The sequence below is a fragment of the Pseudohoeflea suaedae genome (assembly GCF_004354915.1).
GTDB classification, from domain to species: domain Bacteria; phylum Pseudomonadota; class Alphaproteobacteria; order Rhizobiales; family Rhizobiaceae; genus Pseudohoeflea; species Pseudohoeflea suaedae.
Window position 1 is genome coordinate 91,129 of sequence record NZ_SMSI01000004.1, and the last position, 14,622, is coordinate 105,750.

Sequence of the window (14,622 nt, forward strand, 5' to 3'; positions counted from 1 at the left end):
GTCTGCCTGAATTCTTCGGTTACTGGAATACGCTTCGATTCGCTGACAAAGCAGGCTTCAATATGACAGTCGTGCGATAGAGGCGTCATTGCCGAACTTCGGCTCTACACCGAGAAATGCAGCCGAGCGGCGAATGATGCCGTTGACCATCGGTGCGGCGTTGAGGCCGGCGGTGGCGCTGTACTTTCCTTCTTCCGGCTTCGGCTCGTCGATGATGACGAGAACGATGTATTGCGGGTCGTCTACCGGGAAAGTGGCGAGGAAGGCATTGAAGCGCACCGAGTTGGAATAGCGGCCGTTCACGACCTTTTCCGCGGTGCCGGTCTTGCCGCCGACACGGAAGCCGTCGACTTCGGCGCGACGCCCCGATCCCTGGACGACATTGTCGCGCATGAGAATTCGCATCTCGTCGCTGGTCTTCTTGCTGATGACCTGTATGGCCGTCTTTTCCGCCTCCTCCCGCGTCCGAGGCAGGAATGTCGGCTCGATCAGCTTGCCGCCGTTCATCAGGGCGGCGCCGGCCACAGCGGTCTGGAGCGGGGTGGTGGCGACGCCGTGGCCGAAGGATGCGGTCATGGAATGGATCTTCTTCCATTCATGCGGCTGGCTCGGCATCGCAATTTCGGGCAACTCGGTCTGCATTCTGGAAAGAAGGCCGATGCGGGTGAGAAACTCCCGGTGACCTTCGATACCCACGGCATCCGCCATCTTGGCCGAACCGATATTGGAGGAATGGGTGAAGACTTCCGGGATCGTCAAGATGCGGCGCGTGGCATGGAAGTCGCGGATCGTGCGGCCGCCGATGACCAGCGGATACCTGGCATCGATCCGGTCGTTGATGTTGAACAGGCCCGAATCCAGCCCCATCGCAATGGTGAAGGTCTTGAACGTCGACCCCATTTCATAGGTACCGGCGGACATGCGATTGAGACGGTTCTTGTCGAGCGCCTCCACCGGATTGTTCGGATCGTAATCGGGCAGCGACGTCATGGCGATCACTTCGCCGGTATGGATGTCGAGCACGACGCCACCCGCGGCGATCGCGCTGTAGCGCTGCATGGCGGCGGCCAGTTCGTCGCGGACCACGCTCTGCACACGGAGGTCGATCGAGAGCCGGACGGGTTCCATGCTCTCATTGACCGTCAGGCCGGCCGCCGCGAGATCGCCGAGGCCCTGCCCCTCGATATACTTCTCCATGCCGGCGATGCCCTTGTTGTCGATATTGACGTGACCGACGACATAGGCGGCTGTCGAGCCTCCGGGATAGAAACGACGCTTCTCGGGCCGGAACCCGATCCCGGGAATGCCGAGTGCGAGAATCTGGCTCTGCTGTTTCGGCGTGAGCTGCCGACGCAGCCACTGGAAGCGGGAGGATGACGAGAGCTTGCGATAGGTCGTGCGCACATCCAGATCGGGCAGCACCGTGACCAGACGTTCCACCGCCTCGTCCGGATCGACGATCTTGTTCGGCTCGGCATAGAGCGAGACCGTGCGAATATCGGTGGCCAGAACTTCGCCGTTCCGGTCGATGAGGTCCGGGCGCGAGGCCATCAGCTTGTCGGCGGGACCGATGGAGGAGACGGTCTCTTCGCTTTCCATGCCGTATTGGACAAGACGCGCGCCGATGACGGAGTAGAACACGCCGAAACAGAGAATGGTGATCAGGATTCGGCTGCGCGACTGCTGACCGTAGGTCGCGCGCTCGCCCTTGAGTTCGATATGGCCGCTTGCCTTGGGCTTGCTGCGGAAGGAGAACAGGCCCAGTCCCGAAGAGAGTGCAGGCATCCGCATCATGGCTTCACCGATCCGGTCGTGAGATTTGCATCAGGGGTCCCTTCGCCTTCGGTCACTTCAGGGGCGAATTCGGAGGCATAGCCCGGAATTTCATCGGGCTTTGCCATCTGCAGGGGGGTAATGACGTCGAGCTGGAGCTGCTCGTTGAATTCCTTTGTCAGCCGTTCGAGCCGGGCCGGCTGGTTGAGCAGGCTCCAGTCCGCTTCCAGAAGATCGATCGTGTCCTTCTGCAGCTTGATGGCCGTCTGGAGACGATGAACCTCGTCAAGCTTGTCTTCGGCACGGTGCTTGATCTGATAGGTCACGGTTGCCGCAGCGATCATCGCGGCAATCAGGACAATATCGAGGGTACGCAACATCTGGCTCAACCTCCGGCAGCCGCGGATGCGGCCAGTTGGGGAACGGGAAGAATGGACATGTCGGCGGATCCGGCGGCTGCATGGGTGCGCACACCGGCGCGCAATTTCGCCGAGCGGGCACGCGGATTGATTTCGCTTTCGGCCTCGCTGGCCGAGACGGGCTGCTTGCCGAGCGGCTCGAAGGTGGCGGCATCGACATTGACCTGCGGCAGATGCCGCGATCCGGACGCCTTGCCGGAGCGCTCCTGGAAGAAGCGCTTGACGATACGATCCTCGAGCGAATGGAAGCTCACGATCACGAGGCGACCGCCAGGCTTGAGCGCCTTTTCCGCGGCAAACAGCGCCTGGGCCAGTTCACCGAGCTCGTCGTTGACATAGGTGCGGAGCGCCTGGAACACGCGCGTCGCGGGATGGATCTTGTCCTGAGCGCGGCGCGGCGAGACCTTTTCGATGACGCCGACCAGCTGCCTGGTGGTCTCGAAAGGAGCTTCCTTGCGCTGGGCTTCGATGGCGCGGGCGATGCGGCCGGCGTGGCGCTCCTCGCCCAGAAGCCCGAAGATGCGGGTGAGATCGGCCACCTTCATCCTGTTGACGACATCCGCCGCACTCGGTCCGCTTTGCCCCATGCGCATGTCGAGCGGGCCGTCGCGCATGAATGAAAAGCCCCGGGCGGCCTCGTCGATCTGCATGGAGGAGACGCCGATATCGAGCACCACGCCGTCGAGGCTTTGCGCCTCGACATGATCGAGAAGCTGCGAGAAGCGGGAAAGAACGAGCGAAAGCCGTGAACCGAAACGCGCCTGCAGCGCCTTCCCGCCGGCGATTGCATCGGGATCGCGATCGAGCGCGACAACCTCCGCGCCCTTGTCCAGAATGGCTGTGGTGTAACCGCCGGCGCCGAAAGTTCCGTCGAGAATGCGCTTGCCCGGTGCCGGATCGAGTGCTGCGAGAACTTCCGCGAGCATGACGGGGATGTGGCGAGCCTCACCGGAGTGTCCACTGGTGGAGCTGCCCCCCTCATTCGTCATGCGTCGCGTCTCCCCTATGTCGGCCGCTCGGCCGCTCGAAAGTCCTGGCTGCGGGATCGCGCCTGCATGGCTTCGAATGCCCCCGGCTCCCACAATTGAAAGTGATCCCCGCGCCCCGCGAAAGTCACCCTGTCGGTAATCCCGGTGAACTCGCGGATGAAATCCGTCACCAGAACTCGCCCCTCGGCGTCGAGCTTCATGAACACGCCCCCGCCGTGAATGACGAGCGACATGCGGTTTGCCTTTTCGGAAAAAGGATCGAGGGTCGAAATCATCTTCTCGAAGCGATCGAGCATTTCCGGCCCCGCCATCGAGATGGCGGGAAACACGAAGTCCTGACAGGCATAGAGCTCCTCCGTACCATTCCGCGCCAGCACAGCCCGGAAGGCCGAGGGAACAGAAACCCGTCCCTTCGCATCTATCTTGTTCGTCGCGTTCGAGAGGAACCGGTTCATTACGCGTTACAGCCGCTTCCGCCCTCTGGCCGCATCTCATGAGCCCCCCGGAATGATTCCGGAATGCACAGGACCGTGCCGCATCGCCGCAAGCACCGATCCAACCGGTGAACACACCGTCCGATCCGTCTGCTCCGGCGGCCGAAACCCGCCTCGCGATCCTGTGCTTTTGGGATACCATGGGCTCATATGGGCGTCAATGGGACAAGACCCATCAAGGAGCCTTGAATCAATCCATTTTAATACCTCGTCAACCTTAACGAACCGTTAGTATTCAGTAGCTTGGAGCAGGAATTTGACAGGAGTTCGAGAACCGGCTCCAGCCCTGTCCGAAAGGTCAAATCATTGAAAGCCAAAGGCAAAAAAAATCTTGCCTGTTTCGCCCCCTTCGCCGCCGGCGACCTCGCTGCAAATGTCTCGCCAGGTGCATTCCGACGGAAAGGCTCGTACCCGGCGCAGGCGGCAGCATGGAGCTGCGCACCTGCCCCCGTAACTCAGGCGGAACTCGGGCGGCCAGGAAATCCGCCAGCAGGTAACCGGCCCCCTGATCCGCAACTCTTACGAACTGGCGCTCGCCGTCATCCGCTCCGGCCGCGGCATCGGCTGGCACATGGAAGCCGATGTCAAGGAGGATGTCGGCTCCGGTCGGCTCGTAGCGGTTCTGGAAGACTGGACCCGGCCCTATGAAGGCGCGCATCTCTACCACCCGAGCCGGCGACAGGTGCCGCCAGCGCTGCGGGCGCTGATCCACTTCCTCAAGTCTCGATCATAAAAGTGCCAGCCGGCCTGTAAGCCGGGTTCTGTATGGCTTCCGCCCGAAGACGGAAACGTGGCAGCCATTCCTCTGGGCCACGCCTCGCGGCGCACCTCAAGCAACCTACCCGGATGACTGGCCTGGAACAGGCCGGCTTGCGCCGCGTCATCCCTATTCGGTTTTGCTCCCGGTGGGGTTTACCGTGCCGTCGCCGTTACCGGAGACGCGGTGGGCTCTTACCCCACCCTTTCACCCTTACCCCGCCGCCTCAACGCCCATTCACGGGCGTTCAGGTGGCGGGGCGGTTTGCTTTCTGTGGCACTTTCCCTGGGGTCGCCCCCGCCGGACGTTATCCGGCACCGTTGTTCCATGGAGCCCGGACTTTCCTCGAACCGCCACCTTTCGGTGAAATGCGGCGCGCGGCTGCCCGGCCGACTGGCCCGGCCCTCATATCCGAGCCCGCTTCCGAATGCCAGCCGTAAACCGGTTTATGCGGAGATCCCGGCACCGGCACCGGCCCCATCCGGTTCCATGAAATTTTGCATCCTCACGCAACAAAACGTTGTCGCGGTGCATTTGGAACGTAGCGGCACTCGCCGCTGCAACGTGGTTCAACATGGAGAAGCAGACATGGCTTCCGTTTCAGAACCCGAGAGCGCATCGAACACTCCCGGAACATCGCATTCTTATCGCCCGCACGGCGCCGGCGGATGGTGGCTGGCCATCCTTGGAGCCGTCTTCCTTCTGCTCGGACTGACGCTTGGTGGCGGCGGGCTCTGGCTGGCCTGGCTGGGCGGGTCGGCCTATTACGCCATCGCCGGTCTGGGCCTGATCGTTTCAGGCATTTTCCTCTACCGCCGCTCGATGGCGGGCTTCTGGATCTACACCGCAATCTGGCTCTTCACGCTCGCCTGGGCGGTCTGGGAAGTCGGCCTCGATCCATGGCCTCTCGTGCCGCGGGTCGTCGCGCCGACGGTTCTGATGATCGTCCTCCTTGCCTCGCTGCCGGCATTCTCCAGGACGAGAGACGAGCGCACCGTCATGCGCGGACGTCCCGCCTATACGGTGTTACTGGGAGCCGCCCTCGCCGCACCGCTGGCAATTCACCTCGCCCCGATCGCAATGCCTGCCTTTGCGCAGGATCAGGGCACGGAAACCGCCGACCCGGCCGTCCTGCCCTCGGCGGACAACGACACGCCCGACAGCGGCATCATGCCGTCGGATCCACGGCAGACAACCGGTGACGCGACCGAAAAGAAGACGATCGCAGCGACCGGTGTCGCGGTTGCGTCGAAACCTGCGAAGCTTCTGAAGGCAGGCAAGGACTGGCCGCAATATGGCGGCACCTTCGCCGCGCAGCGCTACTCGCCGCTCGACCAGATCACCTCCGCCAATGTTGCTGACCTCCAACAGGTCTGGCTCGCCCATACCGGCGACATGCCGACGGGCGAGACGAAGGGAAAATATTCGCCTGAAAACACGCCGCTGGAAGTCGGCGGGCATCTGTATGTCTGCTCCGCCATGGACATCCTGATCTCCTATGATGCCGGGACCGGCAAGGAGGAATGGAGACACGATCCGAAGGTATCTCCCGACGCCATCCCTTATGGAGCGACCTGTCGCGGCGTTGCCTATTACAAGGCGCCCGAAGCTGCAGCCAGCAGCGGCACGTGTGCGCAGCGCATTGTCGCCGGCACGCTCGACGCCCGCCTGATAGCGGTCGACGCCCTGACAGGCGAGAGCTGCGACGGTTTCGGCCAGAACGGCCAGGTCGACATGAACGAAGGGATCGGCAAGACCGTGCCCGGCTGGTACGCGGTCACCGCGCCCCCCGCCATCGTGCGCGGGATCATCGTGACCGGCGCGCAGGTCAAGGACGGTCAGGCCGAGGACGCCCCATCAGGTGTGATCCGCGGCTATGATGCGATGACCGGCAAACTCGCCTGGGCATGGGACATGGGCCACCCGGACCGGGTCGGCGCGCCGGCCGGCGACGAGGTCTATACACGCGGCACCCCCAACATGTGGACCGCCGCCGCCGCCGATGAGGAACTCGGCTATGTCTACCTGCCCCTCGGCAATTCGTCGGTCGACTATTACGGCGGCAACCGCAAGGACTTCGAGAACGAATATTCGTCCTCCCTGGTCGCCATCGACGTGACCACCGGCAAGCCGGCCTGGAAGTTCCAGACGGTGCACTACGATCTGTGGGACTACGATCTCGGCTCCCAGCCGACGCTGGTGGACTTCCCGTCAGACCGCGGTTCCGTGCCGGCGATCATCCTGCCCTCCAAGCAGGGCGAGATCTACGTGCTCGACCGCCGGACCGGTGAATCGCTGTTTCCGGTTGAAAGCAAGGCCGTGCCGCAAAACGGCGTGGAACCCGAGAACCTTTCGAAAACCCAGCCCTTTTCGGGCTATGCCTCGCTCGCCAAGCCGCCCCTCGAGGAAAGCGACATGTGGGGCGCCACGCCGCTCGATCAGCTGCTCTGCCGCATCGAGTATCGCAGCGCCGTCTATGACGGCGAGTACACCGCGCCCGAGGTCGACAAGCCCTATATCGAATATCCGGGCTACAATGGCGGCTCCGACTGGGGCAGCGTCGCGGTCGATCCGGTCAACGGGATACTGGTCGCCAACTACAATGACGTGCCGAACTACAACAAGCTGATCCCCCGCGAAAAGGCCGATGAAATGGGCATCGAGCCAATCACGAAGGGCGGCAACGAAGCCAAGGCCGAGGGTGCCGGTGACGCGCAGGCCGGATCGCCCTATGCGATCGATGTCAATGCCGGCTGGCGCAACCCGGTCACGGGCATTCCGTGCTCCGCGCCGCCCTATGGCTGGATCCGCGCGATCGACCTGAAGAGCGGCAAGACGCTCTGGGACGAACCCTTCGGCTCGGCGGTGAACAACGGCCCCTTCGGCCTTCACTCGCACCTTCCGGTCACGATCGGCACGCCGAACAATGGCGGACCTCTCGTCACCGCCGGCGGACTGATATTCGTGGCGGCGACGACGGACGACAAGTTCCGCGCCATCGACATCAAGAGCGGGAAGACCGTGTGGGAGACGGATCTGCCCGCCGGCGGCCAGGCCAACCCGATGACCTATGAGGCGGACGGCAGGCAGTATGTTGTTCTCGTGCCCGGCGGGCATCACTTCATGGAAACGAAGGTCGGCGACGAGGTGATCGCCTATGCCCTGCCCGGCCATTCATGAGGGCGCAACAAAAAGGGCCGCGCTGGTAGCCAGCGCGGCCCTCGTTCCGGTCGGGGAAGCGGCGAACTCCTTGGACCGGAACATCTCGAAAACCGGGCGACCGGTTCAGTTCATGATCGCCTGCACCTTGCCGCAATAGGCCTTGGAGATCGGGTTCATGCGCTTGGCGCCATGACCGGCATTGTATTTCAGGATCGTGCCGCAGGTCGAGCCGCCGCCGAGTTTGTGGGCGGCAGCGAGATACTTCATCCCGTATTTGATGTTGGTATCGGGATCGTAAAGACCCTTGGCCGAGCCGCGATATCCCATCATCCGGGCCGTCGCCGGCTTGATCTGCATGAGGCCGATCTCGCCATGCGAACCACGGACGTTCGGACGGTAATTGCTCTCGACGCGAACCACCGCATGGGCAAGCGATTCAGGAACGCCGTATGTCTTGGCATAGGACGAAATGATCTTGCCGTAGGGACGCGTGGCGTAGCCCGAGACGGTGGTCTTGCCCTTCAGTTCCGATTTGGAGATCGATCCGGTCGTCGTCTTGTCGACCCCTGCCGTCTGGCACCCGGCCAAGGCAACGCAAAGCAAGGCCGCTGCCGCGACCGCAAAACCATTCTGCATATTGTAAAACCCACTCTTGCGCCCCGCCGATCCCTTGGACCAGCCACCCCGGGCGTCATCTCGATCTGGGGCGGCCCGCGAAAGCGCGTGGTCTCCGGCCCCGGTGATGGCAAGCCTGATAGAGGGTCGGGTTGGCGGAAAATGTGGCAGGAATGAAAGAGAAATGCGGCGGGTGATAAACTTGTGTTACGAAAGGTTACGTTAGAACTACCTGAAATATCGAGATTTTTTACGACCGGCGCCGCTCGTGGCGCGAACCGGTCAACATAATCTTCATGCGAGTGTCGGCAGTTCGGACAGAAGCTTGTGCAAGGTTGAAATCGTCGAGGCGTCCGCGACGCCATCGACGCGCGCAGGCCGGAAGTGACGCTGAAACGCCATCACCGCTCCCTGGGTCCGGGCGCCGAATATGCCATGGGTCTCGGTCTCATAGCCGTAAAGCGACAACATCGTCTGCAGCGCCTCGACGGGCGGCCCGCTGTCGCCTTGCTGGAAAAACCGCCCGCCGCCGATCGGCTGCGGCTCGACCCAGTGCCCGACCCCTTCGCCTGCCAGCCACGCCCAGTCGAACCACTCGCCCGGATCGATCTTGCGCCCGATGGCGACATCGGAATGACCGAGGATCCGGTCGGGCGCGATCCCGCGTCGCGCGATGATGTCCCGGCACAGGCGCGCGACGGCCCGCATCTGGACCACCGGATAGGCCGGACAGCCCGCCTCATGTCCCTTGTTGGCGATCTCGATGCCGATGGAAGCGGAATTCACATCCGCCTCGCCCTTCCAGTAGCTCTTGCCGGCATGCCAGGCACGATGACTTTCGGGCACCATCTGGGTGACGATGCCGCCCTCGTCGACAAGATAATGGGCGGAAACCTCGGCATTCGCATCGCAGAGCCGTTCCAGCGCGCCCTTTGCGGTGTCCATGCCCGTATAGTGCAGAAGCACCATGTCCGGCTGTCGCGGCTCGCTCGATCCACCGCGGCGGGGTCCGAAATTGGGGGAAGCGCGAACCAGTGCGGGCGGATAATCCGGGTCGAACCCGGTCATGCGGGAACCCGCTGCTGTTTCTGGATCGTCGCAAAGGCGGCGTTGATCGCCGCCATCCGGTCGTTTGCGATCGCAAGGAACTCCTGCGGCACGCCGCGCGCCAGAAGCGCATCCGGGTGACTGTCGGCGGCAAGCTTGCGGTAACGGCGGCGAACCTCGTCGAACGGCGCATGCGGCTCGACGCCGAGAACCTGGTAGGGATCGATCCCTTCCGGATGGACATGGCGCGCCATGATGCGATCGAAATGCTCTTCATCAAAGCCGAAAATGTCGGCCACATGGGCGATAAATTCGAGCTCCTTCTGGTGGATCAGCGAGTCGGCCTTGGCGATATGGAAGAGACCGTCGAGAATATCCTCCAGCATGGCGCAGTTGGAATGACCCGAACCACAAAGACCGGCAATCCGCTCGGCGTAGATGTCGTAGCCCGCGACGTCCTGCTTGGCGATATTGTAGAGCCGTGCGACGTTCGCGGCTTCCTCGTCGGGGATCGCGAAAATGTCCTGGAACGCCGCGACCTCTTCCTTCGACACGACGCCGTCCGCCTTGGCCATCTTGGCCGAAAGCGCGATCATGGCGACGGAGAACGCCACCTTGCGGCGGGTTTCCGGATCGCCGGCGAACACCGTCCGCACCGTTTCCACCACATTGGCGAAAGCGTGGGAGGCGGTACCGCCGACGGCATCGAATAGGCGTTTGAGCAGCGACATGATTTCCGTTTAATCGAACAACGCGGCAAAAGCGAGAACCCGTCGTTCACGCTGCCATCAACTTATTGAATGAGTAAAGCGGCAATTATCATTGGACGCGCATGGCTGCCATGCGGCTTGTAGGCGCATGACGCCTATCTCGCCCACCGCCCCGACGCCTCCCCTGACCGGTTATCTCCTCGGCCTGGTGGGCGTGATGATCTTCGCCGCCACCTTGCCGATGACGCATATCGCGCTCGGAGGCTTCTCGCCTTCCTTCATCACGTTCGGGCGCGCGTTCGGCGCCGCCCTCATCACCGGCCTCGCGCTCCTGGGGCTTCGGCGTTCAGTGCCCGTTGCCAACCGGCGGCAGCTTTTCGCGGCCGGTCTGCTTCTCGCCTATGGCTTCCCCGGCTTCTCCTCCATCGCCATGCAAACGGTTCCGGCGTCCCATGGCGGGATCGTGCTCGGCATACTGCCGCTGATGACGGCGTCGTTTGCGGCACTCTTCGGTGGCGAGAAGCCGGGCCTTCTTTTCTGGGGCTTCGGGATTGCGGGTGCCGCGCTCGTTGTCTCGTTCTCGCTCTCCGGCGCCGACATCACGCCCGGGATCGGCGACCTGTGGCTGGCACTGGCGGCCCTTTCCGCCTCATGCGGCTACGTCATTTCAGGCAAGATCTCGCGCAGCATGCCGGGCTGGGAAGTCATCGCCTGGTCGCTGGTCTTCGTTGCCCCGATCTCGCTGGTGGGCACGATCTGGTCTCTTCTGCAAGGTGGCGTCTCGGCGCCCGACGCGGCTGAATATGCGGGATTCGGATATCTGACCGGTTTCTCGATGGTGCTGGGCTTCGTATTCTGGAACAGGGGACTGGCGCTCGGCGGCATTGCCCGCGTGGGACAGGTGCAGCTTCTGCAGTCCTTTTTCACCATCGCATTCTCGGCCGCATTGCTCGGCGAGGCGGTCACACCGGTGAAGCTCGCCTACGCGTTTGCCGTCGGCCTTGTCGTCTGGTTGGGCCGCAAGGCCAAAGTCGGCTGATCCCTCAGATGCTCGAGGCCGAACGCATCGCCTGATCGTACTGGCCCGACATCACCCGCATCAGCGCCGAAATTTCGCTCACATGCTTCTCGTCGAGACCGAGCGCTAGGATCGGTTCGATGAGCACCTTCTCGCGCAGACGGCGATATTCGAGGCAATGCGCGGCTCCCTTGTCGGTGATGCAGACGATCTTCTCCTTGCCGCGCCGCCCGCTCTCGACGAAGCCCAGCGCTTCGAGCTTCTTGAGCGCGTAGGAAACCACATGCGTGTCCTCGATATTGAACATCATGCAGAGTTCCGCCTGGCTTTTCGGCCGCTCGCGGTGGTTGACCGCATGCACGATCTGAACCTCCATGCTCGACAGGCCGGCTCCGTCGGCGGCGTTCGAACAGGCGGCGATCCAGCGATTATAGGCATTGCCGAGGATGACCAGCGCGAATTCGAATTCCGAGAGCGCCGGCATGGCGCCATCGGCGAGATGCGAGGCGGAGACGATTGGCCCAGGCAGTCCGGCCGTCCCGGATTTGTCCATGATTACCTCGCAAGCATTGTCTGTGGCAGCCAGAGCGCCAGCTCCGGGAAAACGACGATCAGCACGACCGCGACGATCATCAGGCAGAAGAACGGCAGGGTCATCCGCGCGACCTTGAGGATGTCGTAGCCCGTGAGCCCCTGGATGACGAAGAGGTTGAAACCAACGGGCGGCGTGATCTGGCTCATCTCCACGACGAGCACCAGATAGATACCGAACCAGATGATGTCCAACCCGGCGGCTTCCACCATCGGCAGGATGATCGAGGCGGTCAGCACGACGATGGAAATGCCATCGAGGAAACAGCCCAGGACGATGAAGAAGACGGTGAGCGCGGCGAGAAGCGCATAGGGCGAGAACTGCTGTTCGGCAATGAAGCCGGCCAGCGCGCGCGGGATGCCGGTATAGCCCATCGCTGCCGTCAGCACCGCCGCCCCCGCCAGAATGAGGATGATCATCGCCGAGGTGCGCGAGGCGCCTCGCAGCGCTTCGAGAAAGGTCCGGCGAGTGAGCGTGCCGGTCGCGAACGCAAGTCCGAGCGCCAGTACCACGCCGACGACCGCCGCCTCGGTGGGTGAGGCGAAACCCGCATAGATCGAGCCGATGACGCCGGCAATCAGCGCGATCACCGGGAACAGACGCCGCGTCTGCCACAGGCGTTCCAGATAGGGAACGCGCTCGTCGGCTTCCGGCATCTTGTCCCGGTTCAGAAGCGCCCAGACGATGGTATAGCCCATGAAAAGTCCGGCAAGCATGATCCCGGGAACCACGCCGGCGATGAACAGCCGCGCGATCGACTGCTCCGTGGCCGCGCCATAGACGATCAGGATCAGCGATGGCGGGATCAGCAGCCCCAGCGTGCCCGATCCGGCGAGCGAACCGATCGCCATGCGCTCGTCATAGCCGCGCTTTTCAAGTTCGGGCAGCGACATGCGCCCGATCGTGGCGGTGGTCGCTGCCGATGACCCCGAGACGGCGGCAAAAATGGCGCAGCCGAGAATATTGACGTGAACCAGCCGACCGGGAAGCCTCCGCATCCAAGGGGCGAGGCCCGCGAACATGTCTTCGGCCAGCCGGGTGCGAAACAGGATCTCGCCCATCCAGATGAACATCGGAAGAGCGGCGAGATCCCAGGAATTGATCGCTCCCCACACGGTGGTGGCCATGACGGCCCCCGCAGGCACCGAGACCTTGATGAGGATCGCGGCGATGCCGACGGCCATGAGCCCCAGCGCGACCCAGAGACCGGTGGCGAGAAGCATCAGAAGTCCGAGACCCAGGCAGAGGGCAAGCACGAGAAGATCCATCACAGATGCTCCTCGGCATGGCCGTCGCCGGTGGCCATGTAGGAGGCGCTTCCGCCTCTCAGAATTGTGACGAGATCGTCGAGAAGAGCCAGTGCGAATACCCCGACCCCGGTCGCCATGGCGGCCTGGGGAATCCAGAGCTGGATCGGGATGATGCCGTAGGAGACCTCGTTGAACCGATGGCTGTCGAGCACCATGCGGACGCAATAGGCGAAGAAGAAGACGGCGAGCGCCGCCGCCAGCACCAGCACGATCGTTTCGATCACCCGCCGCGCGCTGTCGGGCAGACGGGCCAGTACCAAACTGACCCGGATCTGCTCCCCTGCCCGCAACGATCCGGCAAGCGCCAAAAAGGAGGCCGCGACCAAGAGATAGCCGGCGATCTCCGCCAGCGAGGGAACGAGAAAGCCGTAGGGCGCGATCCCGAACAAGCCGATCACCCTGTCGACCACCCGCCCCGCCACCTGGGCGAAAACGAGCGCGGCGATGGCGCAGAGTGACGCCATGGCCAGCCACTCGGATAGATCATAAACCCGGTCGAGAATTCGTCGCATGCCGGTTGCCCTGTCGGTTTGCAGCTGCCGTCGTGAAAAATTCGGAAAGAAGCCAAGCGGCCGGGTCGCCTGACGGCACCCGGCCCGCATGCGGTCCTACTGCTTGTAGGCGTCGAGAATGGCCTGACCGGATTCGCCGGCACTGGCGGCCCATTCCTCGGTCATGGTCTCGCCGAACGCGGCAAGCCCGTCCCTCAGCTCCGGCGACGGAGCGGTCACGGTGATGCCGTTATCTTTCAGCTCCTGCGTCTTGTCCTCGGTTTCCTTTTTCGAGGCCTCCCAGCCGCGGGCTTCAGCCGCTGCCGCAGCATCCCTCACGGCCTGCTGCTGCTCTTCCGGCAGCGCCTCGAAGGCAGCCTTGTTGACGAACACCATGTTGCGCGGCAGCCAGGCCTGGGCGTCGGAATAGTGCGACAGGTAATCCCAGACCTGCGAATTGGCGCCGGTCGAGGGCGATGTGATCATCGCCTCGACGCGACCGGTGCTGAACGCTGTCGGAAGATCCGGCACCTCGACCTGGGTGGGGATGGCGCCCGCGAGCTGGGCGAGCTTTTCCGTCGCCGCGTTGTAGGCCCGCATCTTCAGACCCTTGAGGTCGTCGACCGTCTTGATTTCCTTCTTGGTGTAGATGCCCTGCGGCGGCCATGGCACGGAATAGAGGAGCACCAGCCCCTGCGCGTCGAGCTTGGCTGCGATCTCGTCCCTGGACGCGTCATACAGCTTCTTCGCATCATCATAGCTTGTGGCCAGGAACGGGATCGAATCCAGACCGAAGACCGGATCCTCGTTCGACAGGCGCGAGCCGAGAACCTCGCCTATCTGGGCGAGCCCGTTGCGGACGGCGTTCTTGATGTCCGGATGCTTGAAGAGCGAACCGTTGGAGTGGACGGTGATCGCCAGTTCGCCACCGGTCGCCGATTTGATGTCGTCGGCGAACTGAACCACGTTCTGAGTGTGGAAATTGGTGTCCCCGTAAGGCACCGGCATGTCCCAGGTGGTTTCGGCGGCTGCGACGGCTGTGCCCAACCCGGTCGAAAGCGCAATGATGCCGGCGGCCGCGAATGCGGATGTCATGAAGTGCTGCATGAGGTAGCTCCCAGTTTGACCAAAACCGCGACGGCGTTCCCTTTTTCTCGTCGCAGTGCCGACAGACTTGCACACACTGAGAAATTGTCAACAAATTATTGACGTTTTCTCCGGGGCGTGTTTCTCATGGTGAAAATC

14 protein-coding genes and 1 other RNA gene are annotated in these 14,622 nt (G+C 62.9%); 3 read left to right on the forward strand and 12 right to left on the reverse strand.

Annotation, left to right across the window (positions count from 1 at the left end; translation table 11 throughout):
* Window positions 1-57 precede the first annotated feature (57 nt).
* The 4 genes from E2A64_RS16450 to mraZ are packed head-to-tail and all read right to left on the reverse strand — an operon-like array spanning window position 58 to window position 3,636.
* Entirely contained in the window at window positions 58-1,794 is a 1,737-nt protein-coding gene (locus E2A64_RS16450; RefSeq protein WP_133285610.1) for a peptidoglycan D,D-transpeptidase FtsI family protein, read from the reverse strand.
* Window positions 1,791-2,153 (reverse strand): cell division protein FtsL, encoded by a 363-nt coding sequence (gene ftsL, locus E2A64_RS16455; protein WP_133285611.1) that lies wholly within the window; start codon window positions 2,151-2,153, stop codon window positions 1,791-1,793. The genes E2A64_RS16450 and ftsL overlap by 4 nt, the downstream gene beginning before the upstream one ends.
* Window positions 2,154-2,158: 5 nt before the next feature.
* A complete protein-coding gene (rsmH, locus tag E2A64_RS16460) occupies window positions 2,159-3,181 on the reverse strand; it encodes a 16S rRNA (cytosine(1402)-N(4))-methyltransferase RsmH (protein ID WP_244598338.1) in 1,023 nt (340 codons plus the stop codon).
* Between the two features lie 14 nt (window positions 3,182-3,195).
* Window positions 3,196-3,636, reverse strand: a complete 441-nt coding sequence (mraZ, locus tag E2A64_RS18085; RefSeq protein WP_244598339.1) for a division/cell wall cluster transcriptional repressor MraZ — start codon at window positions 3,634-3,636, stop codon at window positions 3,196-3,198.
* A 520-nt stretch (window positions 3,637-4,156) separates the two neighbouring features.
* Between mraZ and E2A64_RS16465 the strand changes: the two genes are divergently transcribed.
* Entirely contained in the window at window positions 4,157-4,408 is a 252-nt protein-coding gene (locus E2A64_RS16465) for a LysR substrate-binding domain-containing protein (protein WP_133285613.1), read from the forward strand.
* Between the two features lies 1 nt (window position 4,409).
* On the opposite strand, the gene rnpB is transcribed toward E2A64_RS16465, so the two are convergent.
* An RNA gene (gene rnpB / locus E2A64_RS16470) (RNase P RNA component class A) lies at window positions 4,410-4,829 on the reverse strand.
* Window positions 4,830-5,020: 191 nt separating this feature from the next.
* Between rnpB and E2A64_RS16475 the strand changes: the two genes are divergently transcribed.
* A complete protein-coding gene (locus E2A64_RS16475) occupies window positions 5,021-7,612 on the forward strand; it encodes a membrane-bound PQQ-dependent dehydrogenase, glucose/quinate/shikimate family (protein ID WP_158285788.1) in 2,592 nt (863 codons plus the stop codon).
* A gap of 105 nt (window positions 7,613-7,717) precedes the next feature.
* On the opposite strand, the gene E2A64_RS16480 is transcribed toward E2A64_RS16475, so the two are convergent.
* From E2A64_RS16480 to E2A64_RS16490, 3 genes are all read right to left on the reverse strand, one after another.
* Window positions 7,718-8,230 carry a lytic transglycosylase domain-containing protein gene (locus E2A64_RS16480; RefSeq protein ID WP_133285615.1) on the reverse strand — a complete coding sequence of 171 codons (513 nt, stop codon included), beginning with the start codon at window positions 8,228-8,230 and terminating at the stop codon, window positions 7,718-7,720.
* 273 nt (window positions 8,231-8,503) lie between these two features.
* On the reverse strand, window positions 8,504-9,277 hold the full coding sequence (locus E2A64_RS16485; protein WP_133285616.1) for a peptidoglycan recognition protein family protein: 774 nt from the start codon (window positions 9,275-9,277) through the stop codon (window positions 8,504-8,506).
* Complete coding sequence (locus tag E2A64_RS16490; protein ID WP_133285617.1) at window positions 9,274-9,987, reverse strand: J domain-containing protein; 714 nt, start codon at window positions 9,985-9,987, stop codon at window positions 9,274-9,276. Before E2A64_RS16490 ends, E2A64_RS16485 begins: the two co-directional genes overlap by 4 nt.
* 127 nt (window positions 9,988-10,114) lie before the next feature.
* Here E2A64_RS16490 and E2A64_RS16495 point away from each other — a divergent pair, with 127 nt between their 5' ends.
* Complete coding sequence (locus E2A64_RS16495; protein ID WP_133285618.1) at window positions 10,115-11,005, forward strand: DMT family transporter; 891 nt, start codon at window positions 10,115-10,117, stop codon at window positions 11,003-11,005.
* A gap of 4 nt (window positions 11,006-11,009) precedes the next feature.
* On the opposite strand, the gene E2A64_RS16500 is transcribed toward E2A64_RS16495, so the two are convergent.
* The 4 genes from E2A64_RS16500 to E2A64_RS16515 all read right to left on the reverse strand — a co-directional run bounded on the left by E2A64_RS16500 (window position 11,010) and on the right by E2A64_RS16515 (window position 14,484).
* On the reverse strand, window positions 11,010-11,537 hold the full coding sequence (locus E2A64_RS16500) for a winged helix DNA-binding protein (protein ID WP_133285619.1): 528 nt from the start codon (window positions 11,535-11,537) through the stop codon (window positions 11,010-11,012).
* A 2-nt stretch (window positions 11,538-11,539) separates the two neighbouring features.
* Window positions 11,540-12,844 carry a TRAP transporter large permease gene (locus E2A64_RS16505; RefSeq protein ID WP_133285620.1) on the reverse strand — a complete coding sequence of 435 codons (1,305 nt, stop codon included), beginning with the start codon at window positions 12,842-12,844 and terminating at the stop codon, window positions 11,540-11,542.
* Entirely contained in the window at window positions 12,844-13,398 is a 555-nt protein-coding gene (locus E2A64_RS16510; RefSeq protein WP_133285621.1) for a TRAP transporter small permease, read from the reverse strand. The genes E2A64_RS16505 and E2A64_RS16510 overlap by 1 nt, the downstream gene beginning before the upstream one ends.
* Window positions 13,399-13,494: 96 nt before the next feature.
* Window positions 13,495-14,484 (reverse strand): TRAP transporter substrate-binding protein, encoded by a 990-nt coding sequence (locus E2A64_RS16515; RefSeq protein ID WP_133285622.1) that lies wholly within the window; start codon window positions 14,482-14,484, stop codon window positions 13,495-13,497.
* Window positions 14,485-14,622: the final 138 nt, after the last annotated feature.

Coding starts and splice junctions, on each gene's coding strand:
- rsmH (WP_244598338.1), bottom strand. CDS start 3,181: ATGACGAATGAGGGGGGCAGCTCCACCAGTGGACACTCCGGTGAGGCT.
- E2A64_RS16480 (WP_133285615.1), bottom strand. CDS start 8,230: ATGCAGAATGGTTTTGCGGTCGCGGCAGCGGCCTTGCTTTGCGTTGCC.
- mraZ (WP_244598339.1), bottom strand. CDS start 3,636: ATGAACCGGTTCCTCTCGAACGCGACGAACAAGATAGATGCGAAGGGA.
- E2A64_RS16515 (WP_133285622.1), bottom strand. CDS start 14,484: ATGCAGCACTTCATGACATCCGCATTCGCGGCCGCCGGCATCATTGCG.
- E2A64_RS16505 (WP_133285620.1), bottom strand. CDS start 12,844: ATGGATCTTCTCGTGCTTGCCCTCTGCCTGGGTCTCGGACTTCTGATG.
- ftsL (WP_133285611.1), bottom strand. CDS start 2,153: ATGTTGCGTACCCTCGATATTGTCCTGATTGCCGCGATGATCGCTGCG.
- E2A64_RS16475 (WP_158285788.1), top strand. CDS start 5,021: ATGGCTTCCGTTTCAGAACCCGAGAGCGCATCGAACACTCCCGGAACA.
- E2A64_RS16510 (WP_133285621.1), bottom strand. CDS start 13,398: ATGCGACGAATTCTCGACCGGGTTTATGATCTATCCGAGTGGCTGGCC.
- E2A64_RS16450 (WP_133285610.1), bottom strand. CDS start 1,794: ATGATGCGGATGCCTGCACTCTCTTCGGGACTGGGCCTGTTCTCCTTC.
- E2A64_RS16500 (WP_133285619.1), bottom strand. CDS start 11,537: ATGGACAAATCCGGGACGGCCGGACTGCCTGGGCCAATCGTCTCCGCC.
- E2A64_RS16490 (WP_133285617.1), bottom strand. CDS start 9,987: ATGTCGCTGCTCAAACGCCTATTCGATGCCGTCGGCGGTACCGCCTCC.
- E2A64_RS16495 (WP_133285618.1), top strand. CDS start 10,115: ATGACGCCTATCTCGCCCACCGCCCCGACGCCTCCCCTGACCGGTTAT.
- E2A64_RS16485 (WP_133285616.1), bottom strand. CDS start 9,277: ATGACCGGGTTCGACCCGGATTATCCGCCCGCACTGGTTCGCGCTTCC.